Below are 22,984 nucleotides of genomic sequence, written 5' to 3' on the forward strand. Positions count from 1 at the left end.
TGCGGCTTCTTCGGCCGCTTGGTCGGGCGTCAGGCTCTCATCGCGCCAGGGGCGTCGGGGCGGACATGGAACTCGGCGACGGTGCTCAGGGCGCCGCCTCGCGTCTGCACGCGGTCGATGACCTTGACGGTCGTCTTCCAGGCGTCCGGCGTGACGTCGAAGACCTGATAGCCGCGCTGGGCGTTGATGAAGGCTAGGTTGGGGGACCCGGCCAGCAGCCCTGCGGATTCAGCGCGGTGCGGCTCGCCGTCGCCGGCGGAGGTGATGGAGGTGCCGTGGAACTCGGCCGCCACGGGGTTCCGATCGGGCGCCGTCGGGTCCAGCGGGACGTTGCCTATGAAGTGCTGGTGACCGCCGCCCGAGGCGATGACGACGTTGGTCAGGCCCTGTTCGGCGATGGTCTGCCCCAGACGAGCGCGCGCCTCGGGATAGGCGTTCCATCCGGTCAGCAGGCCCTCGCCGTCGGCCTCGCCGCTCATCGGCATGACCAGGACCTGTTGACCGATGAAGTTCCAGCGATGGGTCCGGGACAGGCCGCTGTCCAGCCAGGCCTCCTGAGCACCGCCCAGCATGCTGACCGTGCCGTCGGGCGAGGGCCCGCAGAGCTTGTCGTTCGGCTTAACGCAGGCACGGTGGCTGCGATAGGCGCGCGTGTCGAGCACGTGCATCCGCATCAACTGGCCGAACTCGAGGCGGCGATAGACCGTCGGCCCGCCGGCCTTGGGGAACTGGGCGCGGCGAACGGGCATGTTCTCGTACCAGGCCTGCATGGCCGCGGCCCGGCGCAGGGCGAAGACCTCGGGCGGGCTGCCTCGCGGGTCGAGGTCGCCGACGAAGTCATTGGCCACGTCGCCGTCGTCATAGGAGACGATGAAGGCGGCGGCGGCGTGGGCGGCCTGAAGGTCGGGGTCAGTCTTGTATTGGGCGTAGCGGCGACGATAGTCGTCCAGGCTGTAGAGAAGGTCGCCGGTCAGCGGTCGCGCCAGGAACCGCTCGTTGCGGCCGCTGAGCTTGCCGCCGCGTCCGCCTGGCCCCTCATAGATGTAATCGCCGTAGTGGTAGATGAAATCCAGGTCCGGCTCCTGCGCCAGATAGCCGTAGGCGCCGTAGAAGCCGACTTCGTACTGCTGGCAGCCGGCCAAGCCGATGCGAAGGCGTTGAGGCAGGGCGTCCAGGGCAGGGGCCGTGCGGACCATGCCGACGGGGCTTCGGGCCGTGTCGATCTGGAAACGATACCAGTAGGGCCGGCTCGGCTTCAGCCCGTCCAGTTCGACGTGCACGCTGTGGCCCAGCTCGGGATAGGCCGGGGCGTCGCCGGTGCGGACGATGCGGGAGAAGGCGTCGTCTTCGGCCACTTCCCAGCGAACCAGGACGGTCCGCATGGGCATGCCGCCGTGCTCTTCCGCTGGACGCGGCGCCAGCCGGGTCCAGATGACGAAGCCGTCGGGGGCGGGATCGCCCGACGCCACGCCCTGGGTGAAGGGATCATCGGCGAGCCGCGCCTGGGCCCAGAGCGGCGACGGCGTCGCGCCGCCCCCCAGGAGAAGACCTCCGCCGACGGCCAGCAGGTCGCGACGATCAAGAGGCATGGAACGCATGGGTATCTCCCCGCCGGACATGGCGATCAGAGTTTGCAGATGAGGTGGAGGTAGAAAGACCGGCCGAACTCGAGTTCGCGTCGCTTGAACTCGAAATCCCGGCCCAGCAGACCGATACGGTTGGCGTCGCCGATGTTGCGCGCCTGGAACTTGATCAGAAGCCGGTCGGTGACCTGATGACGGATCATCAGGTCCCAGGTCAGGTAGTCGGCCCAGCCCTCGCGCAGCCAGGACTGGGCGCCGAAGTCGTCGACATATTCGCTCTGGTAGTTGACCGCGATCCGGGCCTCGCCGCCGCGCGGCAAGGCGTAGAAGACGGCCGCATTGGCCAGCCAGTCGGATTGAAACGGAAGCCTGTTTGCCGTCACGATCCGGCCGTCGACCGGATAGGTCGTCTCGCCCCACAGGCGCGTGGCGTTAAGCGAGACGCCGACCTTGTCCTTCAGCGGGCCGGGCAGGGCGATCCGTTCGTTGACGAAGCTGAACTCTACGCCACGTTCGGACGAGCGCTCGGCGTTCAGCGGCTGCCTGACCGCATAGGCGACCCCATCGATCATTTGCTGGGTGGTCAGCACGAGGATGTCGTCGGCCACCTCCTTGTCGAACAGGGTCAGGGCCATCATGCCGCTGCTCCCGTTGAAGTATTTCTCGACCGCCAGATCGTAGTTGTCGGCGCGGCGCGGGCGGATGCCCGGATTGCCGCGCGTGATCGTCAGTTCCTGATCGTCGCGGGTTTCGGGGCGAGCCAGATCGCGAGGGTTGGGGCGGCCTATCGTCTGGCTGAAGCTGGCCTTGACGCGCAGATCGTCGCGCGGGAGCCAGGCGAGACTGGCAGACGGCAGCAGTTGATCGTAGCCGCTGCCGTTGGCGGCGAAGGCGGTGACGCCGTTCACCGTGCGCGGAATATAGGCGTCGCTCTCGGAACGATCGTAACGGACCCCGCCCGCTAGCTTCAGGCGATCGGTGGAGAAGGTCGCCATGGCGTAGCCGGCGCCGATGGTCTCGCGATACTTGTAGTCTTCGGCGACGGAGTTCCGAGCGGAAACGTCGGAGTTGACGGCTAGGGTCGGCACCTTGATCTCGAAGAAGCGGCGACCGTTCATCCACAGAACCGGATAGGGCCAGTCGAGAGGCGTGAAGTCCGGTGCGTATTCCAGTCCCGTCAGGGCGGAGCCGTCGCTCAAGTAGTTTAGGTAGGTGTTGTCACGGCGCAGGGCGAAGCGCCGCAAACTCGCGCCGGCCTTGAACCCCCAGCCGCGGTCCTCGAACGCTGCGTTACGCGCATAGTCCAGCCGAGCGTCCGTCAATTCGCCTACGACGTCTTCATGCGCCAGGCTGGCCGCCCGAAGCGTGAACCGGCTCGGGTCGCGATAACTCGCGGGATCGTCGAGCGTGAACCTCGGATGATAGGCGCCCCCCGTGTAGTAGAGCCGCAGGTTGGGCGCATAGGCGTAAGAGACGTCCGGGATCAGGTCTTCATACGAAGAACGTGAATAGCCGATGCCGAAATCCAGGCTGGACCCGGCATCGGGCCGCCATCTGGTGCGGAACTGGGCACCGCGCGTCGCGCGATCATAGGTGTGGTGGCGGTAGGCGACCCTGTAGTCCCTGACGCGCAGGTTGCCCGTTTCCGCCGTCTGGTTCAGCGGGCGATCCAGCGCCGAGAAGTTGTTGGTGTTGCGGGTTTCGGATTCGCCTTGGGTGTACTGAAACAGGGTCAGCGCGCCATAGAGGGCATCGGTCGGACGGTACTCGAAGCGAACCGAGCCGCCGGCGTTTTCGATGGCGTTGGTCAGGTTGTAGGCGACGAACTGACCGGGGGCGGAAAAGCCGTTCCAGTCGGGGCTGTCGGGCGTCGTCTCCAGCCCGGCGGCGTTATAGTAGGCGCGGCGCGGAACGTTGAGATTGGTCTGGTCGCGCTGCTTGCGCTGAAAGCCGGCGGTGAGCACCAGGCCGAACTGATCGCTCGCGCCGAACCGGTCCGCATAGGTGAAGTTGAATCCGCCGCCCCAGGGAGAGTCCTTGGACCCGCCCATACTGTTGTCGCCGGGCACCGCATTGTAGGTGAAGTCGTTGGCGTAGACGTCGACCAGGAAGAGGCGGCGCCTTCGATCATAGGCGCTGCGCGGAACGATGTTCAGGACGCCGCCCACCGCCGCCGCGTCCAGGTCGGCGGTGAAGGTCTTGAAGACCTCGGACTTGCGCGACGACGAACTGGGGATCAGCGCCAGATCGACCTGGCGGCGCCCGCCGCCGCCGGTGCCGACCGAGGCTAGCGTCAGGCCGTCCACCGTCACATGGTTCCAGTCCGGCTGGATGCCGCGAATGGTGACCAGGGAGCCTTCATCCTCATCATACAGCGTCGAGACGCCGGGGATGCGACGGAGGGCCTCCGCCAGCGACTGGTCGGCCAGGTCGCCTGTGTCGTCCTGGCTGAGGGTGTCGACGACCGTGATCGACTGACGGCGGTTGGCGATTTCCTCACGCGCCTGAAGGCGGGTTCCGGTCACGACGACTTCGGAGACTTCGAACGGGAGGGGCGCTGCTGCTGCTGCGGTTCGGCGCTCGATCAGGTAGGTGCCGGACGCATTCATCCGCCACGTCAGACCAGTTCCGCGCAGCAAGAGGGCGAGCCCCGCTTCAACGGAGGCGGTGCCCCTGACCTCCTGTGATCGATAGGGACGCACCAGATCGGCAGGCGCGATGATCTCGCGTCCGGTTAATCGTCCCAGTTCCACCAGGGCGGAGCCCAGGGGTTGCGGAGCGATGGTGATGACGGCGGGGCGGGCGACTTCAGCCAGGGCCGAAGCAGGCGTCGCCGCAGCCGCGCCGGCCAGGACGGCGCAGCTCGCTTGCAGCAAGGCTCTGAATCGGACTCTGCCGAGAATCTTCACGCTTGACCCCCTGTTCGGCCCACCTTGGGACGGACACGAGATCAGGAACGGTCAGGAGAGGTGAAACCTCAATTCTTTATACGTGAAGATTTCACTACATTTTTGTCTTGGAAGACAAAACAAGTCCGATGTCTGAACTGTTTACATCTAAAAGAAACACTTCGGCCATGGTGTGCGCGAACCGTTCAGGCTCGGCAACGCGGAACGAGCCGCTGACACGCAGACGCCCGACCTCCGGATCGGCCAGCTGGATGGGTCGGTTCGTGTAGCGGTTGATTTCCGCGACCGCCTCCGACAGCGGTGTGTCATTGAAGGCGACCAACCCTTCGCGCCATTGCGAGAGTTGACGGACGTCGCCGGGGCGAACGCTGACGGGTGCGCCGACCTGCGCCACAAGGACCTCTCCTGGCGCCAGAACCTCCGGCGTGGAGGCGGATCGACCCTGCGGGCGTTCGTTCTTCACCAGCACCCGCCCTTCGATCAGGGCCACCCGAACCTCGTCGGGCTTTACGAAAACATCGAACAGGGTGCCGGTGGCGGTGATCACCTGTCCCTGGGCGTAGACGCGGAAGGGCAGGGGCGATCCATGCGCCACATCGAACTGCGCCTGTCCAGCCAACAGGCGGACCGCGCGTTCACGGTCGCTGTAGTCCACTTCAAGCACAGTGGCCGTATTCAGGGCGACGACGGAGCCGTCGGGAAGGGTCGCGGTCGAGCGTTCGCCCACGGCCGTCGCATATCGGACGGCTTGAGCGCTGATGCTCCCGGACGAGATCGCCCTGCTAGGCGAGAAGGTGGTCATGGCTCCCCATGCCAGTGCTCCGCCAATGGCCAGAACGCCGATTCCGGCCGCCAATCGCACCCAGCCGTGGGTATAGGGCCGGCGCTCCGCACGAGCCGCCAGCGCTGCCTGACGCATGGCCAACAGTTCGTCTTCGCCGCCGTGCCGGTCGAGTGCGTCACAGGCGTTCCTGACCGCAGCCAGTTCACGGATGTGATCGTCGTCCTCGTCCAGCCAGGCAGCCAGACGCCGGTCGTCGGAAGGCCCCGAGCCGGCCTCCTGAAGCAGAAGCCACTGGGCGGCGGCTTCTGCGCCTTGCATGTGAGAGCGGCGCGTCATGGGTGCGCCCTCCCGATGCGTTCGGCTAGGCGGGCAAGCCCCCTGACGAGATGCTTCTCGACAGCGCTGACCGATATGCCCAGACGCCGGGCGATCTCCGCATGGCGCATCCGTTCGAGCCGGGCCAGGACGACGACATGACGCGTGCGCTCGGGCATTTCGCGCAAGGCCGCCATGACGAGCGCCAGTTCCTGTCGTCCTTCGACGATCCGGTCCGCCGCCAAGTCCGGCCGGGCGTGCAGCGCTTCGTCATAGGGGGCGTGCCGATCAGCACTGCGGGCACGGGCGCGCCGGAAGTGGTCGACCGCGACAGAGGCTGCCGTCTCGAACAGATATCCCTCGGCGCTCTCCAGACTCGCGAAGGCGGGATGGCGCGACAGGCGCAGGAACACTTCCTGAAAGGCGTCCTCCGCTTCCTCGCGGATCAGGCCTCGACGCGCGAAATAGCGGAGGAGCGCCGACCGGGATCGCTTTGCAAGCGCAGCCAGTTCCTGGTGATGGTCGGACCGGCCAGGCGACGCCTCGTCCGGCTCCTTAATGGCGACCAAGGTTTCCACTCCAATCGGCCTTCAAACTCGGACGACGCGCCCATTACGAACAGGAACGTCGCTGATCTGGAAATCCTCATATCCGGTTGGCGCATTTCCCGCAGGCCCCTGGCTGCAAGTATTGCTCCGCCACCATCAAGAGCGGCGAGGGCGACCATTTGTGAGCGGCCAAGATCAGGCAGTCGAACGTCGGGGCTTGGGCGGCCTGCCAGGGCAGACGCACTGATCCAGTACGACCTTGTCCGCGCCTAGGTGGTCGCACAAAACGATTTGAACACCGAGCACGTGTCCAGCTTCAGCGCCAGATTACGGCCTTCAAACAAAACCATCGTCCAGGGCGCAGTAGCCCGTCGTAGGCTCTATGATCTTGTAGAGCGGAGCGACCGATATAGAGTACTACGGGATACGCCCAAGGTGGCAGCGATCTCAGCCATTGTTTGATCGATGCTGCATCAGATGGCGCGCTTGTGTCAGTTGTTTCGGAGATAGGGCAGGGGGACGCCCGCCCCTTCTGCCTCGTGCACGCGCAGCGGCTAGACCTGCCATTGTCCTTTCACGCGTCAAGTCGCGCTCGGGAATCTCATCAATCAGGAACCAAATAGCCAATTTAGGCCGGTTTAGGCCGGAGTCTCAGGAATGAGGAACTTTGACAGCAACACTATCGAACTGGTGTTCCCTTCGCATAATATATCTTATGCGATTCATGAAACCTGTATCCGTCGCTTTCGGATCAGAGCTTCGAAAGGCCTGCCTGCAGGTCGGCCACATCCATGGCAGGGCTTAGCTCAAAAGTAGCGTTTAGCCCGGTGAAGAAGGGTTCAGCCAGCGGTGGAATCTGGGCGGACGAGGCCAGATCGAACACGGCGACCATGGTACGCTTACCGCCTAGAGCGGTGAACCAGACCCCTTCGGGTTTGGCCGCTTCTGTGAAGCCCTGGATTATCTTTGGCAGGCTCCCGTCCTTGATCGCACGATTGGCGGCCTCAACCTCCATCTGAACCTTCAACAGCATGCGCATTGGTCGCTCCGTTTTTTGTCTTGATGCGTCGCCCCGATGACGGGACAACAACTCACGCTCAAATAAGGTTTCAACCACTGCGGCTAGCCCCCCCACTCGCAAGGTTTGCGATCAGCGGCCGTTACTTTCGGAGCCGCCGGCGCTAGAGAACGCCCCTCGCATCGAGGAGCGGCGCATGAGCCAGGACTGTGACGACCACGAGGAAGACGGCGGCGGCTTCGATGTCGACGACTGGTCGCGGCTGAAGGCCTTTACCGGCGCGGTAGCGACCCTGGACGACGTGCAGTCCCGCAAGGCGGTCTTCGCGCTAGGCGATACGGAAGACGCCAAGACGATCGACATGGACCTGCCCCAGCCGCTGATCTGGTGGGAGGATGACGGCGAACAGGCGGCGGTGGCCGTGCAGGCGGAAGCGCACGTCGGGTCTGACGGCGAGACCATGGAGGTTCTGGGTCTGATCCTGCCCGACGGCGGCGCGGCAGTGGCGCTGATGGACGATGTCGACCTGGTGGACGACACTGATCCGACCTGGCGCGACCTGGTCGCCAGCGCGGTTGATGGGTCTGACGAAGACGACGACTAGATCCTTCTCGACCAGACGATTGTCGTCCCCTCCCCCCGAACCTGCGTTCTTGCGGGAGGGGCGGCAGTCACCTGGAGTGCAGCTTAGAAGTTCGCCGTCACACTCAGCGTCACCGTGCGCGGCGCGCCATAGAAGCCGATGACGGAATCTCCCGTCAGCGCGCCCGGGAAGTTGTAACCGCCAGCGCGATAGCGTTCGTCCGACAGATTCCGCCCAGCCAGGCTGACGCGATAGCGAGCGTCCGGCGCCGTCCACATCAGGGTGGCGTCATAGAGCCAGTAAGAGCCCTGATCGAGCAGAGGGATCGGCGTCTCGAACATCTGCGTCGCACCACGATACGAGGCCATCGGCGTGAAGATCAGCGAGCCGCGATCACCCAGATCGACGCTGTAGGGCAGCGCGATATTGGCGGTCCAGTCGGGCGTGTTCTGGAAATGACGCTGGTCGGCCAGGTTTTCGCGCTTGCCGGTCAGCGGGTTAAAGGTGACGAAGTCGTTAAACTTTGCGTCCAGGTAACCCAGCGTCAGACGCGGGATAAAGCTGTCGGTGACCCGCGCGCTGGCCTCCAGCTCCCAACCCCAGATCTCGCTGGACCCGGCGTTGTCGACGAAGCTGACGACCGAGGCCGGGGGGATGAAGAACTGCGAGGTGATCTGCTGGTCGGTGTAGTCCGACTTGAACAGCGCCGTGGCGAAGTTGATCCGGCGGTCCAGCAGCGAGCCCTTCAGTCCGATCTCATATGTGTCGACCAGTTCCGGCTGATAGCCGTTGATCGTCTCGGGATAGAGGGAGGCGTCGCCGCGCATGTCGAATCCGCCTGACTTGAAGCCGCGCCCATAGGAGGCGTAGCCGGTCAGATCAGGCGTGAACTTGTAGCTGGCGCTGACCCGCGGCGTGAACTCGGCATAAGTGTCCGAGTTGCTGTAGTTGGTCGAGGGCGGGCCCGCCGCGATGGCGGAGCTGTTGCCGAAGAAGGGGCTCTTGATCCCCAGATAGTTCTGACGCAGTTGATGAACGCTCTTCTTGTCCTGAGTCCAGCGGCCGCCAACCGACAGCGATAGCTGGTCGGTCAGGTCGTAGCTGAAGTCGGCGAAGACAGCGAAGCTCTGGGTGTCCACCTTGCCGCCGGTGAAGGTCGTCAGGCCGGGTTTGAAGCCGGGCGGCACCAGAGGATACAGGCCGATGACGGTGTCGAACGCGCCTTCGGCCGAGGCGTCCATGTAGAAGACGCCCGCCACGCCCTGCCAACGCTCGCCTTCGAACAGAGCCTGAAACTCCTGGGTGAACTGGCTGTCGGCGTAGTAGCCGGGGATGTCGAGGATCGGTTGCGGCAGGCCGTCGAAGTCGATTCCCGAACCCTTGGTGTCGCCGTCGCGCCAGGCGGTGATCGACTTGAAGGTCAGGGTGTCGTTGGCCGCCCATTCGCCGGTGAAGGACAGGCCGCGCGTCCGCACGTCGCCCTCGTCGCCGATCCCGGCGCGAGTATCATAGACGCTGTCCGGACTGGGCGCCTTCAGGCGGTAGCCGTGACGGGCATTGGAATCGTCCTGGGTGATATCGCTCGCCAAACGGAAGAACAGGTCCTCGGTCGGCGTCCATTCGACACTCAGACGGGCGGCGGTGACATCCTTGTTATAGTGCTCGGCGCCGGTGTTCAGGTTCGTGCCGAAGCCGTCGCGGGTGTAGCGGGCGACCGCGCCGCCGACGCGCAGGGTGTCGGTGACCGGGGCCGAACCCGAGGCGATCAAGTCGATCTGGTTGTAGCTGCCGTAGGCGCCCTTCAGCGTCAGTTCCGGGTCCTGGCTCAGGCGCTTGGTGACGTATTTGATCGCGCCGCCGATGGTGTTGCGGCCATACAGCGTGCCCTGCGGTCCGCGCAGGACTTCCAGCCGCTCGATGTCGAAGATATCCAGAACCGCGCCCTGCGGGCGAGCCACATAGACGTCGTCGACATAGAGGCCGACGCCGGGCTCGAAGCCCCACAGCGGGTCCTGCTGGCCGACGCCGCGAATGAAGCTGGTCAGGGTCGAGTTGGTGCCGCGCGCCACCTGGACCGTCGCGTTCGGGGTCTGCTGCTGCAGGCTGGTGATGTCGGCGGCGCCGGTCTGTTCCAGACGCTCGCTGCTGATGGCCGACACGGCGACCGGCACATCCTTCAGCGACTCTTCACGACGGCGTGCGGTGACGACGATGTCATCGACGCTGGAGGCCTGTTCGCCGGATGCGGTCGCCTGCTGCGCCAGCGTCGGAGCCGCGCAGAGCGAGGCCGTGATGAAGGCGCTGGTCATCAGCGCCAGACGCAACTGTCCTGTCGTTCGCATTCTCGTTTCCTCTCCACGCGCGGTCGTTTGGTCGCCGCTGATCTGTGTTGACCTGACGGTGGTCCGCGAACGGCCCCGCTGTCAACATCATTCATTCTTGCATGAATGATGTTTCACGAAGCGGCTCGACAGAGCTCCAAGCCTTCTTCATCCTCGAATGAACGAGCGCGACGAAGATCGCGGCGAAGGGACGAAACATGGATCAAATCACCAAAGCCACGACGCATCCCGTCGCGCACACCCTGCGTGGCGACCTGCGCGGTCGTCGCGAAGGCCCGGCGAACGTGTTTCGCGGCGTCCCCTACGCTGCCGCGCCCATAGGCGACCTGCGCTGGCGCGCGCCGCAGCCCCTCCCCGCGTGGAGCGACATACGTGAAGCGGCGGATTTCGGGCCGTCCGCGCCCCAGGCCGGCCCTGCCGACGTGACCGACATCGTCTCCATCGGCGGCGCGCCCGAGCCGACCGGCGAAGACTGTCTGACGCTGAACATCTGGGCGCCCGCCGAGACCGCCAGTCCGGCGCCAGTCATGGTCTGGCTGCATGGCGGATCGAACCGGATGGGAGCCGGCTCCCTGCCCTTCTATGACGGCGCGACCTTTGCGCGAGACGGCGTGGTGCTGATCAGCGTCAACTATCGCCTGGGCCAACTCGGCTTCTTCGCCCACCCGGCGCTGAGCGCCGAGGGCGCGCCCGACGAGGCGCTGGGCAACCAGGCCCTGCTGGATCAGATCGCGGCGCTGGAATGGGTGCGCGACCATGTGGGGGCCTTCGGCGGCGATCCCGCCAACGTCACCCTGTTCGGAGAATCCGCCGGCGGCCTCGACATCCTGGCCCTGATGACGGCCAAGCTCGCGCGCGGCCTGTTCCACAAGGCCGTCGTCCAGTCTGGCGGCGGCTGGCTGCCGGCCACGCCGTTGAAAATGGCCGAGGAACGCGGCGTTGCGGCGGCGACGGCACTGGGTCTGACTGCTCCCGACGCCGCTGCCCTGCGCGCCGTCGCGCCCGAGCGGTTGACGGCGATCGAGGGCGCCTTCGGCCCGGTCATCGATGGCCGGCTGCTGGACCGTGATCCGATCAACGCCTTCGCGCGCGGCGACTTCGCCGACGTGCCGTTGATGATCGGGGTCAACAGCGGCGAGGATTCCCTGCTCAACTACGGCGGCGGGCTGAAGCGCTTCGGCCAGTTGATCAAGCCGAACGCCAAGCTGGCTCGTCTCTATCCGCAGGCGAACGGCGACGAGGAACAACTGATCCGCCTCGGCTTCCGCGACTTCGCCTTCGCCGCGCCGGCGCGCTGGGTTGCGTCCAGGCCGCGCCGCTCTAAGGCCTGGCTCTACGCCTTCGACTATGTCGAGGAGGCGCGGCGCGAAACCATGCTGGGCGCCGCCCACGCCGCCGAAATCTTCCACGTCTTCGAGACCCTGGACCAGCGCCCCGACAACGCCCCACCCGCGACCGAGGACGACCGCGCGGTCAGCGCCGCCATGCACGCCCGCTGGGTCGATTTCGCCCGGACCGGCGCGCCCGGCGCCGACTGGCCCGCCTATGTCGCCGCCGACGACGCCTGGATGGTGTTCGGCGACCGACCCGGCGGCGAGGTGCGGCGTGGCTGGTGGAAGGCGGCGTTGGACCACCACGCGCGCAAGGGCAAGCTGCTGATCCTGCTGCTGCGGGCGCGGGATCGCCTGCAACAGTTGTTCTCGGCTAGACTGCGTCGATGACCGCCACCGAGACCAAGCCCCGTCCCAAGGCGACGGCCAAAGCCAAGGCCCCGCCCAAGCCCAAGGCCCAGCGCCGCGAGGAGACGACAACCCGCATCCTCGACGTGGCCGAGGCCCTGTTCGCGCGCGACGGGCTCCACGGCGTTACCCTGAAGGCCGTGGCCAAGGAGGCGGGCGTCGATACGGCCCTGCTGCACTATTATTTCGACGACAAGAACCGGCTGTTCTCGACGGTCTTCGGCCGCCGCGCCGAGGTGGTGAACCGGCTGCGTCTCGACAGCCTGGACCGCTACGAGGCCGAGCACGGCGACGCCATGACCGTGCGCGGCGCCATCGACGCCTTCCTGCGCCCCCTGTTCGTCCTGTTCGAGAACGGCGACGCCAGTTGGTTGAACTATGCGGCGCTTGTGGCCCAGGTGAACAACACCCCGGTCTGGGGCGGCGACACCATGCACCAGCATTTCGACCCGGTGATCGAACGCTTCATCGGCGTGCTGAAGCGGATCGCGCCGGAAACGCCCGAACGCCAGATCTACTGGTTTTACCATCTGCTGTCGGGGTCGCTGACTCTGTCGCTGGCCCAGACCGGTCGCATCGACGTCCTGTCCGGCGGCCTGTGCAGGTCCTCGGAAATGGCGGCCATCTGCGACGCCATGGAGGCTGTCTTCACCGGCGGGTTCGAGGCCATCCGCCGAGGATAGCCTAATGTGAAGCCCTCAGCGCCTGCGCCTCGCTGCTGATCCTGACCGCCATCATCGCGACGTTGAGAAGACTGAAAATCAGGGCGAACCACACCAACCCGAAGGCCAGCGGGAGGACAAGAATTTCAACCGCTACCACCAGATAGTTCGGGTGCGACACGAAGCGGTAAGGCCCTCGCCGCACCAGCGCCTCGCCCGGCAGGGTTATGATCCGCGTCGTCCAGCGATCGCCCAGCGTCGCAATGACCCAGACCCGCGCGGCCTGAAGGCCGATGAAGAGGGCCAGGAGCCAGAGGTTCAGCGATCGATCCCAGGCCAGAAGCCATAGGCCGATCAGCCAGGCGGCGTGAAGTACGACAATGAAGGGATAGTGGCCGGCGCCGGTCTCGACTGCCCCGCGCGCCAGCAGCCGCCGCGTGTTTTCCCGGGCCAGGACCAGTTCGCCGATACGCTGCGCCGTGACGAGGCTCAGAATGACGACGGACAGGATCACGTCGCGCTCAGGCTCACGGTGCTGGCGGTGAAGCCCGGCCCCAGAGCGACCAGGACCGATTTCGTCGGCAGACCGGCCCGCCTGGCTCGGTCCAGCACATAGAGGACGGTCGGCGCCGACATATTCCCATGCTCGGCCAGGACAGCGCGCTCGTGATCCAGCCGTCCAGGTTCGAGCGACAGCGCGCTTTCCAGCGCGTCGATGACCTTCATCCCGCCCGGATGACAGATGAAGCGGTCCACTCCCGCGACGCTGAGCCCCTGCACCGCCAGCATTTCATCCATCGCCGGCCGCAGATGGTTTTTGGCGAAAGGCGGGATCGCCCGGTCGAAAATGACGCCGAATCCGGTGTCTCCGACCCGCCAGCCCATGATGTTCAGCGTGTCCGGCCAGGTGTGTTCCGCCGCGCCCTCGATGCCGGCGAAACCGCCCTCGCCTGTCCGCAGCACGCAGGCCGCCGCGCCGTCGCCGAACAGGGCGGTGGCCACGATGTCGGCCTTGCTGAGGTTGTCCATCCGGAACGACAGGGTGCAAAGCTCGACCACGACCAGAAGGACCACGCTGCCCGGCGTCGCCCGCGCCAGCTTGCTCGCCAGCCCCAGCCCCGTCGTCCCGCCTGCGCAGCCCAGGCCGAAGACCGGAATGCGGGCGGCGTCGGGGCGAAACCCCATACGCTCCATCGCGCACGCCTCCAGACTGGGCGTGGCGATGCCGGTCGAGGACACGGTAACGATGGTGTCGACCTCGCGTCCCGTCAGGCCCGCCTCGTCCAGCGCCCGATGCGCCGCCTCAACGAACAGGTCGATAGCAACCCTCAGATAGACCTCCGTCCGCTCGGGCCAGCCGCGCGCCTCGAAGAACCATTCAATCGGCATCGCGGATTGGCGCGTGTCGATGCCTGCCGTGCTGAACACCGGGGCCATCCGGTCGAAACCTGGGAAGCGGTCCTGGAGCAATGAACGAGCGGCCGCGGCGGCGTCATCCTGACGTAGGATGTTCGGCGGCGACGCCGTAGACAGCGCCAGCAAGGCGACGGGGGGCGGCACTAATCGACGACCGCCGTGCCCTTCATGCCGAACGCTGAATGCATGAAATGGGTGCAGTGAAAGGCATAGGTGCCTGGCGTGTTCGGCGTCAGACGCAGTTCGACGCCCCCCTCGCCGACCTCGACCTTTCCATTGCGAACCAGTTGAGCGGTCGCCGGGTCCAGCGTCGAGGCCGCGAACAGTTCGGGCGCCGAGAAGCTGTGGGAGCCGCGGGCGTCGATCAGTCGCAGCACGACGGGAACGCCGCGTTGCAGATGCAGAGTCGACGGGACGAATTGATAGTTCTTGAGCTGAACCTCGATGACGGAGGGGCCGGCTTGCGGGGCGGGAGAATACGCCGCGGTCAGGGTTAAGGCGGTGGCTGCGGCGGCGATCGTGAGGCCCGTGTGGAGCATGGCGTCGATCCTTCATCCGGAAAGCAATGCAACGCCGCTTGCTGATGCCGGTTCAATCCCGTCGTGCGATGGCCGCGCGCGCCGCCCGATCAGAGACCGAAGCGGCGGCTCCAGCCATCGAATGCGACCTCGACATTATCGGGAAGAGAGGCCGACAACTTCCTGTAATCCAAATCAATATGCAGGTTGGTCAGAACGGCTCGGCCGACGTCGGCCCGCGCAATCCAGTCCAACGCCTTGTCGACATGGGCGTGGGTCGGATGGGGCGTGTAGCGCAGGGCGTCGAGAATCCACAGGTCGGCGCCGCGCACCGCCTCCAGCGCCGCCTCGTTCAGATCGGACACGTCGCTGGAATAGGCGACAGGCCCCAGGCGATAGCCGACCGAGCGGATCGGCCCGTGCGCCTGATCGAAGGTGACGACCGGGATTTGGCCGCCCGCGCCGTCGACGCTCCAGGCCTCACCATGGGGCGGGATCCGCCGGGCCTCCAGAATGGCCGGATAGCCGTGATGGCTCTCGAAGATATAGTCGAACCGCGTCGTCAGCGCGTGGTGCGTGGCCGGGTCCATCCAAGCCTGAAGCCGCCGCCGCGCATGAATGGCGAAGACGCGAAGATCATCGATGCCGTGGGTCTGATCCGCATGATCATGGGTGTAGAGGACCGCATCGACGTGGCGAATCCCGGCGGCCAGCGCTTGCTGACGCAAGTCGGGCGAGGTGTCGATCAGGACGTTGGTGGTCCCATTGGGTCCATGACGGCGTGCCAGCATGGAACAACGGGTGCGCTGGTTTTCGGGCACATTGGGATCGCAGTCGCCCCAGTCGCCGTCGCCGCGCGGTACGCCGCCGGACGAGCCGCAACCGAGGATGACGATCTCCAGTTCGCCCGCCTCGGTCATTCCGCTGGCCGGGGTATGCGGTCGAACAGGGCGAAGAAGGCGTCGGTCGTGCGCTGCTCGGCCTCCTCGGGCGTCCAGCCCCGGATCTCGGCCAGCTTTTGCAGGACCAGACCGACATAGGCCGGTTCGTTGCGCCGTCCGCGATGAGGGATCGGCGCCAGATAGGGGCAATCCGTTTCGACGATGATTCGGTCTTCTGGCATTCGGCGAACGACCTCACGCACGTCTTCCGCCGCCTTGAAAGTGGCGATGCCGGAAACGGAGAACCAGGCCCCAAGTTCCGCCGCAGTTTCAGCCAGTTCAATGCCGCTAGTATAGCAGTGCATCAACAGCTTGAACGGCCCGCGCGCATGTTCCTCGCGCAGGATCTCGGCCATGGTCTCGTCAGCTTCGCGCGTATGCACCACCAGCGGCAGGCCGGTCCGGCGCGCGGCGTCGATATGCTGGCGGAAGACCGCCGCCTGGATATCGCGCGGGCTGAGGTCGTAGTGGAAATCCAGTCCGCATTCGCCGATGCCAATAACGCGCGGCCGCTGGGCCAGGGCGACCAGTTCATCGGCGGTCAGTTCGATGTGGTCCTTGGCCTCGTGCGGATGGGCGCCGACGGTGCACCAGATGTCGTCGTGGGCCATGGCCAGAGCGTGCGTCGCCTCGAAGGTCGACAGCTTGTCCGAAATCTCGACCATCAGGCGCACGCCCGCCTCGCGGGCGCGGGCGATGACGGCGTCGCGGTCCTCGTCGAACTGAGGGGCGTGCAGGTTGACGTGACTATCGATGATCATCCGAGGGCCTTGGTGCGGGCGATGTCGGCCAGGGCGCCGGCCAGAACGTCGGCGCGGTCCAGATTGATGGCCGCCGTGCGATCGGGGAGTTCGGCCAGTCGGGTCCACAGTTCGGCCCAGCGCGCGCCCTGCCCCGCCGACGCCTCGAGTGCGCGGGCCTTCACCGCCGCGATCAGCCGATCCATCAGGGCCTCGAACCGGGCCTGACCCTCGGCGCCGCGAAAACCGTCTGCGACCGCCAGCTGTTCGGCCCGATCGACGGCGTCGCCGAATACCCAGGAGCGAGCCAGGGCGTCGACCTCCTGCATCGCGCCGGACGACAGGGCGAGAGCCGCGCCGGGCGACCCGCCGGCCATGTCGGCGGCGAGGCGTGCGTCATCGGGCTCCGCTCCCGTGCGGTTGCGCACCAGGGTCTCCAGTTGATCCGGCGTCCAGATCGGGAAGCTGAGGCGACGGCAGCGCGAGCGGATCGTGGCCAGCAGCCGACCGGGCGCATGGGTCACCAGAAGCAGGACGCCACGCTCAGGCGGCTCCTCAAGAATTTTCAGCAAGGCGTTGGCGGCATTGATGTTCAGGTCGTCGGCGGCGTCGATGATCGCCACGCGATGCTGGGCCTGGGACGGGCTCTTGGCGAAGAAACCGGGTAGGTCGCGCGCCTGATCGACCGAGATCGTCTTTTTCTGCTTGCCGCCCTCGACCAGTCGTTCCAGCACCAGCAGATCGGGATGGGACTGGGCGGAGACCAACTGGCTGACCGGATCATACGGCGCAGCGCCCAGCGGTCCGCGCGTCGGATCAGGAGCCGCGCCCAGCAACCGACGCGCGGCGCGATAGGCGAAGGTCGCCTTGCCGCTGCCCTCGACCCCGCACAGCAGCCAGGCGTGATGCAAACGTCCCCGGCCCAGGGCGTCAAGAAAGGCTTCTTCGGCCGCCGCGTCCGGGATCAGGTCGAACCGGTCGCGCGGGTGTTCGCTCATAGCAGCCGCTCCGACACGGCGCTCCACAGGCGTTCGGAAACGATCTCGACCTCGCCGGTCGCGTCGATCAGGACGCAGCGTTCCGGGTGGCGACGCGCCACGCCGAGGAAGCCCTCACGAAGCTTCTGGTGGAAGGCCAGGCCCTTGGACTCGAACCGGGTCTCGAACAGGCCGCGGCCAAACGCGCGCTCCAGCCCGACCTCGACCGGCAGGTCGAACACCAGGGTCAGATCCGGCTGGTCGTCGGCCACGATGGCGGCGTCCAGCGCCTCGATCAGGCTTTCCGGCGCACCGCCGCCCGCGCCCTGATAGACGCGGCTGGAATCGGCGAAACGGTCGCAGACGACCCATTTGCCCTCGTCCAGCGCCGGGCGAATAGTGCGCTCCAGATGGTCGGAGCGCGCCGCATACATCAGCAGGGTCTCGGTGCGCGGCGACCAGCGCTCGGCGTCACCGGCCACGACGATGTTGCGGATGACCTCGGCGCCCGGCGAACCGCCCGGCTCGCGCGTCTGGACGACGTCGATTCCGCGCGAACGCAGGTGATCGACCAACAGGCGCGCCTGCGTGGTCTTACCGGCGCCCTCGCCGCCCTCGAATGTGATGAATTTTCCACGCTGCACCCGCGCACAATGGCGAGCGCGGCGCGACAGGCAAGCCTTAACGACCTGATATCAACAGGGCGTCGCCAAACCCGCGCGCCACCACGGCCTGACGGGCCTGTTCGGCGGCGTTGGCGTCGGCCCACGGACCGACGATCACCCGAAACAGGGGCTGTCCGCCGCCGGTCAGGTCCTGAACCGTGGCCCGATCGCCCAGGCGGCCAGCGATTCGCACGGCCGCCCGACGGTCGGAAAAGGCCGCAGCCTGAACCCAATAGGCCGATCCGTCCGAAACCGCGGGCGCGATCGGCGCCAGAGGCTGCGAATAGGGCCTCGACGGCTGCGCCGGTGCGGCTTCCGCCCGCCGCAGAGACGTCCCGCCCCCTGCCCTCGGCGCGCGTCCGACATAACGCACCCGCACCTCGCCCACGCCCTGGGACAACAGGCCCAGTTCTTCAGCGGCGGCGCGCGACAGATCGATGATCCGCCCGTCGACGAACGGCCCGCGGTCGTTGATGCGCAGGATGACGCGGCGACCGTTGGCCCGGTTCGTCACCTCGACCAGACTCGGCAGAGGCAGGGTCTTGTGCGCCGCCGTCAGGGCGTTCATGTCGAACCGCTCGCCGGTCGAGGTCGGGCGGCCGTTGTGCTGCGCCCCGTACCAGGAGGCTATGCCGACCTCGTCATAGTTCGGCTCCTCGGCCGGGCGGTACCAACGGCCGCGGATCTGATAGGGTCGCATCGTGCCCGAGACGATGGGGGCGGGGTCGGTCACGACCGGCGGCGGCAACGGAGCCTCGCGCCCTCCTCCAAGGCTGGCGCAGGCCGCCAGCGTGGAAAAGGCGGCGGCGATCAACGCGCCCCTAAGCAATCTCGCCATCATGGCCTTACGCACTCCCGGTCACTCGGGGCGATCATCGCTAAGGACGTTTCCTGTTTGGTTAACAGGCCGTTTGAGGCTATGCGTCCCGGCGTCGCAGCGACGCTTTCGCGTCCGCGCCCAGTTCTTGAAGCGAGCGCCTTGAAACCCTCCCTCTACCAGACCCGCTCGGGGGTCTTCGCCCTGGCGACCCTGTGCTGCATTCTGTGGGGCAGCGCCTATCCGGCCATCAAGAACGGCTATGCCCTGCTGCATATCGCGCCGGGCGACATCGCCAGCCAGATGCTGTTCGCCGGCTGGCGCTTCGCCCTGGCCGGCGCGATCCTGCTGATCGTCGCGGCGGCGATGCGAAAGCCGATCCTGGCCCTGAACGGAAGAGAGATGCGCCAAGTCGCTCTGCTTGGGCTGATGCAGACGGCGATCCAGTATGTCTTCTTCTATATCGGCCTGGCCCACGCCACGGGCGTGAAGTCGTCGATCATGAACGCCACCGGCGTCTTCTTCAGCGTGGTCCTGGCCCACTTTATCTACGCGAACGACCGGCTCAGCGGACGCAAGGCGCTCGGCTGTCTGATCGGATTCCTCGGCGTGGTGGTGGTCAACCTGGGCGGCGGCGCGCTAGGCTTCGACTTCAGCTTGCTGGGCGAAGGCTTCGTCATCATCGCCGCCTTGGTGCTGGCGGCGGCGTCCATCTACGGAAAGCGAATCTCGGCCAGCATGGATCCGATGGTGATGACCGCCTGGCAGTTGTTCATCGGCGGGGTGATCCTGACGGGGATCGGCATGGCGGGGGGCGGTCATCTGGAAGCGCTGGACCTGCAATCGGGCGCGCTGCTGCTTTATATGGCCCTGCTGTCCTCGGTGGCCTTCGCGGTGTGGAGCCTGCTGCTTAAGCACAATCCCGTTGGACTGATCGCGGCCTTCAACTTCTTGATCCCCGTCTTCGGCGTCGCCCTGTCGGCCATTTTCCTGGGCGAATCCCTGCTGCGGTGGAGCTATGTGGCGGCACTGGTCCTGGTCTGCGCCGGCATCTGGCTGGTGACGCGCCCGTCTCGCCCCACCGCTCCCGCGGCTGCTCAGGCCTGACGCGGTTTCCGCTTGGGCAGAGCCAAGGTTGCGGCTATGGAGCCTCCGCGCGCTGTTTCGACTCGCGCTGGACAGGTGGCCGAGTGGTTTAAGGCAGCGGTCTTGAAAACCGCCGTAGGTGGAAGCCTACCGTGGGTTCGAATCCCACCCTGTCCGCCACTCACTCATCAACAACTAGGAAGTACTTTTTAAGTACGGCCTAGCTTTGGTTGTAAAAACAGCACCAAAGATACAGTAAAAATCGAAGACATTTCCAATGATAATTGGAACTAATTTGGTTGGGTTTTCTGCGATCGATGCTCATTGCCTGTTTACAGGGAAATACAGGGGATCGCGGCGGTCTGGCCTAGCGTTCAGAACAATAGCGCGCCGCGCAAACCTGCGCGCTGCTGACGGCCTTGCGGGCGCGCGGATTCACGATCGGCGAGGACCGAGACTGACTCACCGGCGGGGGCGAAGACCAGGTCGCCCTTTGTCTCTACGTCCGCCGGCCGAGGAGCGCCGCGGGGATTCGAGCCGCGGGACTCCGCAATGGATCCGTTGGCGGTATTGCTGACCGCGATCGCGGCATTGAGCTCCGCCAGCGTTCCCGCGGGATCGCGGAAGGCGCGGGCGCCGTCGATGATCAGGAAGTCCGAAAAATATAGGCGCCGATCATAGGCGGCGTTGAAATTGTTCGGGCCGGCGATCATGAGGCTCGAGAATCGATCGCCGCTCGACCGGAAGAAGGACGAGGTGACGTTGGTGAAATTCGTGGTGCCGGTGACGCTATCGTTGAGCACGCTCGTCTCGTTCCAACGCAGGCCTGCATCAATCGAGCTGATGAAGGGCAGGATGCCGTCCGTGGCGTAAGTGACGTGCCCCTGAGAATTTCCTCCACGCGGAGCTAGAGTCCGACCCTTGAAAGGACGGACGGAATGAAACGAGCGAGATTCACGGAAGAGCAGATCATTGGGATCCTGCGGGAGAACGAGGCCGGCGCCAAAGCGGGCGAGCTGGCGCGCAAGCACGGCGTGTCGGAGGGCACGATCTACGCCTGGAAGGCCAAGTTCGGGGGGATGAGCGTGTCGGACGCCCAGCGCCTCCGGGTCCTGGAAGACGAGAACGGCAGGCTGAAGCGTCTTTTGGCCGACGCCATGCTCGACAAGGCGGCGCTGAACGATCTGCTTTCAAAAAGTGGTAGGGCCCGCGGCGCTGCGCCAGGCCGTCGCCCATCTGAAGGCGGCGTTCGGCGTCAGCGAGCGACGGGCCTGCTCCATTATCAAGGCGGACCGTAAGTCGGCGCGCTCGGGACGCCGCGTCGCGCGCGAGCTGACAGCGCTGATCGCTCGGCTGGGCCGTCCCGCCATGATCGTCAGCGACAACGGCACGGAGTTCACATCCACGGCCATCCTGGCCTGGGCCAGGATCATGGCGTCGACTGGCACTACATCGCGCCCCGCAAGCCGACCCAGAACGGGTTTGTGGAATCCTTCAACGGGAGAGTACGGTTCAAACCGCCTCGCTCACCCCAGATCGCCGCCGGCGACAGGCAGGACAACGCCTGTGATGTAGCTGGCCTCGTCGGAGGCCAGGAACAGGATCGGCGCGATCTGTTCGTCGAGCGTGCCGTAGCGCTTCATGAAGGCCGAGCTAGTGACCTGATCGACGGCTTCCGCCATCCAGGCCAGTTCCTGGGCGCTGTCCCCCTCGGCGTTCCGTGGCGTGCGACGAGGCGGGGCCGACGTCCCGCCCGGAGCCGTCGCGACGACGCGGATACGCTGCTCCGCATACTCCATCGCCAGGCTCTGGGTCAGGGCGTTGATCCCCCCCTTGGCGGCCGAATAGGGAACCCTGCGGATGCCCCGCGTGGCGTTGGAGGAGACGTTGACGATCACGCCGCCGCCCTGGTCGAGCATGGTCGGCAGGACGGCGCGGCAGCCGTAGAGCGTCGGGAAAAGCGAGCGGCGGATCTCCTGGTCGATCTGTTCCGGTTCGAACGCCGCGAAGGGCCGCATGCGGATGGCGCCGCCGACATTGTTGATCAGGATGTCTATCCGGCCGAACGCCTGGACAGCGGCCGCCATCGCCGCTGCCGCGCCTTCGTAGGTTTCCAGGTCGCAGCAGAAATGACGGGCCTCGGGCCCGGCCTCGGCGGCGACCTCGCTCACGAAATCCGCGCGATCGACGAGGAAGACACGCCCGCCCTCGGCGGCGATGCGGAGCGCCACGCCCCGGCCAATGCCCTGGGCGGCCCCGGTGACGACCACAGACTTGCCGGCGAAGCGACCCTGGACGCTCATGCGGCGGCCCTCTCGGTCTCGCTCGGCGCGAACTTTTCGTAGTGGAAGTGCGTGGGCGTGACGCCCTTTTCGCGCAGGAAGACGCGCACCGCTTCGACCATCCGCGGGGGGCCGCACAGATAGATGTCGCAGTCGCCGGCGTTCAGGTGCTCATCGGCCAGATGATGGGTGACATAGCCCTTGAGCGGATGTTGGCTGGCCTCGTCGGCGACGCAAGCCGCCCAGGTCAGGGACGGCAGGCGCGTCTTCAGAGTCACCAGTCGATCGGTCTCGACCAGGTCGCCGTCGTGGGTCACGCCATAGATCAGATGGATCGGCTGGTCGCTGCCCTGATCCGCCAACACTTCCAGCATAGACAGCAGGGGCGCCAGCCCCGTCCCGCCCGCGAGCATGACGACCGGCCGATCCACCGGCCTCAGGAAGAAGCTACCGCTGGGGCCGAAGAAGGTCATACGGTCGCCGACCGCCGCCTTGCTCGTGAGCCAGCCGCTCATCAGGCCACCCGGAATATTCCGGATCAGGAAGCTGGCCTCGCTCGCCCCCGGCTTGGAGCTAAAGGAGTAGGAACGGTGCTGTTCGGCCCCTGGCACGCCGAGATTCACATACTGGCCCGGCAGGAAGTTCAGCCCCGCAGGATTGTCGAGCGCGAGACGCAGGACGACGGTGCTGTCCGACGCTGTCTCCACCGATGTGATGACGCCTTCGTGGGCCGCCGGTTTGACCTTGCAGGCCGACGACGGGACCGGCACGGCGATGATGCAGTCGCTGGACGGCGTCATCTGGCAGGTCAGGACGATCCGTTCCTCCGCCTCGTCCTGGGTGAGGGCGTCCTCGATATAGTCGTCGCCCAGGTCATAGTCGCCCTGTTCGCAGCGGCATTTGCAGGTGCCGCAGACGCCGTCGGAACAGTCCATCGGCAGGTTGATCTTGTGCCGGTAGGCGGCGTCCAGAACCTTTTCGCCGGGATTGCACGCGATGAAACGGGTCTCGCCGTCCTCGAAATTGAGCGCGATACGGTAAGTCATGCTAATTCTCCGC

21 protein-coding genes, 1 tRNA gene and 1 pseudogene are annotated in these 22,984 nt (G+C 66.0%); 6 read left to right on the forward strand and 17 right to left on the reverse strand.

The window, feature by feature from the left end; genetic code table 11:
• Positions 1 to 29: 29 nt before the first annotated feature.
• From AB4Y68_RS01515 to AB4Y68_RS01535, 5 genes are all read right to left on the reverse strand, one after another.
• Positions 30 to 1,598, reverse strand: a complete 1,569-nt coding sequence (locus tag AB4Y68_RS01515) for an alkaline phosphatase D family protein (protein WP_441453422.1) — start codon at positions 1,596 to 1,598, stop codon at positions 30 to 32.
• A 26-nt stretch (positions 1,599 to 1,624) separates the two neighbouring features.
• Entirely contained in the window at positions 1,625 to 4,459 is a 2,835-nt protein-coding gene (locus tag AB4Y68_RS01520; protein WP_441453424.1) for a TonB-dependent receptor, read from the reverse strand.
• Between the two features lie 127 nt (positions 4,460 to 4,586).
• Positions 4,587 to 5,612 carry a FecR family protein gene (locus AB4Y68_RS01525; RefSeq protein WP_441453426.1) on the reverse strand — a complete coding sequence of 342 codons (1,026 nt, stop codon included), beginning with the start codon at positions 5,610 to 5,612 and terminating at the stop codon, positions 4,587 to 4,589.
• Positions 5,609 to 6,160 (reverse strand): RNA polymerase sigma factor, encoded by a 552-nt coding sequence (locus AB4Y68_RS01530; protein WP_441453428.1) that lies wholly within the window; start codon positions 6,158 to 6,160, stop codon positions 5,609 to 5,611. The genes AB4Y68_RS01525 and AB4Y68_RS01530 overlap by 4 nt, the downstream gene beginning before the upstream one ends.
• A gap of 730 nt (positions 6,161 to 6,890) precedes the next feature.
• Entirely contained in the window at positions 6,891 to 7,178 is a 288-nt protein-coding gene (locus AB4Y68_RS01535) for a hypothetical protein (protein WP_441453430.1), read from the reverse strand.
• Between the two features lie 175 nt (positions 7,179 to 7,353).
• On the opposite strand from AB4Y68_RS01535, the gene AB4Y68_RS01540 reads away from it, so the two are divergent.
• A complete protein-coding gene (locus tag AB4Y68_RS01540; protein WP_441453432.1) occupies positions 7,354 to 7,761 on the forward strand; it encodes a hypothetical protein in 408 nt (135 codons plus the stop codon).
• Between the two features lie 83 nt (positions 7,762 to 7,844).
• Here AB4Y68_RS01540 and AB4Y68_RS01545 read toward each other — a convergent pair whose 3' ends face one another.
• A complete protein-coding gene (locus AB4Y68_RS01545) occupies positions 7,845 to 10,082 on the reverse strand; it encodes a TonB-dependent receptor (protein ID WP_441453433.1) in 2,238 nt (745 codons plus the stop codon).
• Positions 10,083 to 10,279: 197 nt separating this feature from the next.
• Here AB4Y68_RS01545 and AB4Y68_RS01550 point away from each other — a divergent pair, with 197 nt between their 5' ends.
• The gene (locus AB4Y68_RS01550; RefSeq protein ID WP_441453435.1) at positions 10,280 to 11,803 is read left to right on the forward strand and encodes a carboxylesterase/lipase family protein; all 1,524 of its coding nucleotides are present in this window, start codon (positions 10,280 to 10,282) and stop codon (positions 11,801 to 11,803) included.
• Complete coding sequence (locus AB4Y68_RS01555; RefSeq protein WP_441453437.1) at positions 11,800 to 12,504, forward strand: TetR/AcrR family transcriptional regulator; 705 nt, start codon at positions 11,800 to 11,802, stop codon at positions 12,502 to 12,504. Before AB4Y68_RS01550 ends, AB4Y68_RS01555 begins: the two co-directional genes overlap by 4 nt.
• Position 12,505: 1 nt before the next feature.
• Here AB4Y68_RS01555 and AB4Y68_RS01560 read toward each other — a convergent pair whose 3' ends face one another.
• From AB4Y68_RS01560 to AB4Y68_RS01595, 8 genes are all read right to left on the reverse strand, one after another.
• Positions 12,506 to 12,997, reverse strand: a complete 492-nt coding sequence (locus AB4Y68_RS01560; protein ID WP_441453439.1) for an isoprenylcysteine carboxyl methyltransferase family protein — start codon at positions 12,995 to 12,997, stop codon at positions 12,506 to 12,508.
• A complete protein-coding gene (locus tag AB4Y68_RS01565; RefSeq protein WP_441453441.1) occupies positions 12,994 to 13,911 on the reverse strand; it encodes a type III polyketide synthase in 918 nt (305 codons plus the stop codon). The genes AB4Y68_RS01560 and AB4Y68_RS01565 overlap by 4 nt, the downstream gene beginning before the upstream one ends.
• Positions 13,912 to 14,042: 131 nt before the next feature.
• Entirely contained in the window at positions 14,043 to 14,438 is a 396-nt protein-coding gene (locus AB4Y68_RS01570) for a cupredoxin domain-containing protein (protein ID WP_441453443.1), read from the reverse strand.
• Positions 14,439 to 14,527: 89 nt separating this feature from the next.
• Positions 14,528 to 15,337 carry an MBL fold metallo-hydrolase gene (locus AB4Y68_RS01575; protein WP_441453445.1) on the reverse strand — a complete coding sequence of 270 codons (810 nt, stop codon included), beginning with the start codon at positions 15,335 to 15,337 and terminating at the stop codon, positions 14,528 to 14,530.
• The gene (locus AB4Y68_RS01580) at positions 15,334 to 16,119 is read right to left on the reverse strand and encodes a TatD family hydrolase (protein WP_441453447.1); all 786 of its coding nucleotides are present in this window, start codon (positions 16,117 to 16,119) and stop codon (positions 15,334 to 15,336) included. The genes AB4Y68_RS01575 and AB4Y68_RS01580 overlap by 4 nt, the downstream gene beginning before the upstream one ends.
• Positions 16,116 to 17,096: a DNA polymerase III subunit delta' gene (locus AB4Y68_RS01585; RefSeq protein ID WP_441453449.1), complete on the reverse strand. Its 981-nt coding sequence runs from the start codon at positions 17,094 to 17,096 to the stop codon at positions 16,116 to 16,118. The genes AB4Y68_RS01580 and AB4Y68_RS01585 overlap by 4 nt, the downstream gene beginning before the upstream one ends.
• The gene (gene tmk / locus AB4Y68_RS01590; protein ID WP_441453451.1) at positions 17,093 to 17,719 is read right to left on the reverse strand and encodes a dTMP kinase; all 627 of its coding nucleotides are present in this window, start codon (positions 17,717 to 17,719) and stop codon (positions 17,093 to 17,095) included. The genes AB4Y68_RS01585 and tmk overlap by 4 nt, the downstream gene beginning before the upstream one ends.
• Positions 17,720 to 17,756: 37 nt before the next feature.
• Positions 17,757 to 18,593 (reverse strand): septal ring lytic transglycosylase RlpA family protein, encoded by an 837-nt coding sequence (locus AB4Y68_RS01595; RefSeq protein ID WP_441453453.1) that lies wholly within the window; start codon positions 18,591 to 18,593, stop codon positions 17,757 to 17,759.
• Positions 18,594 to 18,719: 126 nt separating this feature from the next.
• On the opposite strand from AB4Y68_RS01595, the gene AB4Y68_RS01600 reads away from it, so the two are divergent.
• Both AB4Y68_RS01600 and AB4Y68_RS01605 read left to right on the forward strand, forming a co-directional pair.
• Entirely contained in the window at positions 18,720 to 19,664 is a 945-nt protein-coding gene (locus AB4Y68_RS01600; RefSeq protein ID WP_441453455.1) for a DMT family transporter, read from the forward strand.
• A 69-nt stretch (positions 19,665 to 19,733) separates the two neighbouring features.
• A tRNA-Ser gene (locus AB4Y68_RS01605) sits at positions 19,734 to 19,823 on the forward strand.
• A gap of 194 nt (positions 19,824 to 20,017) precedes the next feature.
• On the opposite strand, the gene AB4Y68_RS01610 is transcribed toward AB4Y68_RS01605, so the two are convergent.
• On the reverse strand, positions 20,018 to 20,674 hold the full coding sequence (locus tag AB4Y68_RS01610; protein WP_441453457.1) for a hypothetical protein: 657 nt from the start codon (positions 20,672 to 20,674) through the stop codon (positions 20,018 to 20,020).
• Between AB4Y68_RS01610 and AB4Y68_RS01615 the strand changes: the two are divergent.
• Positions 20,582 to 21,154: pseudogene (locus AB4Y68_RS01615) on the forward strand (transposase); the annotation flags it as partial. The gene AB4Y68_RS01610 and the pseudogene AB4Y68_RS01615 sit on opposite strands and share 93 nt — an antisense overlap.
• A gap of 15 nt (positions 21,155 to 21,169) precedes the next feature.
• On the opposite strand, the gene benD reads toward AB4Y68_RS01615, so the two are convergent.
• Positions 21,170 to 21,946, reverse strand: a complete 777-nt coding sequence (gene benD, locus AB4Y68_RS01620; protein ID WP_441453459.1) for a benzoate diol dehydrogenase BenD — start codon at positions 21,944 to 21,946, stop codon at positions 21,170 to 21,172.
• The gene (gene benC, locus AB4Y68_RS01625; protein ID WP_441453461.1) at positions 21,943 to 22,971 is read right to left on the reverse strand and encodes a benzoate 1,2-dioxygenase electron transfer component BenC; all 1,029 of its coding nucleotides are present in this window, start codon (positions 22,969 to 22,971) and stop codon (positions 21,943 to 21,945) included. The genes benD and benC overlap by 4 nt, the downstream gene beginning before the upstream one ends.
• Between the last annotated feature and the right edge of the window lie 13 nt (positions 22,972 to 22,984).

The organism is Brevundimonas sp. 2YAF1 (genome assembly GCF_052114745.1).
In the GTDB taxonomy this organism is placed as follows: Bacteria; Pseudomonadota; Alphaproteobacteria; order Caulobacterales; family Caulobacteraceae; genus Brevundimonas.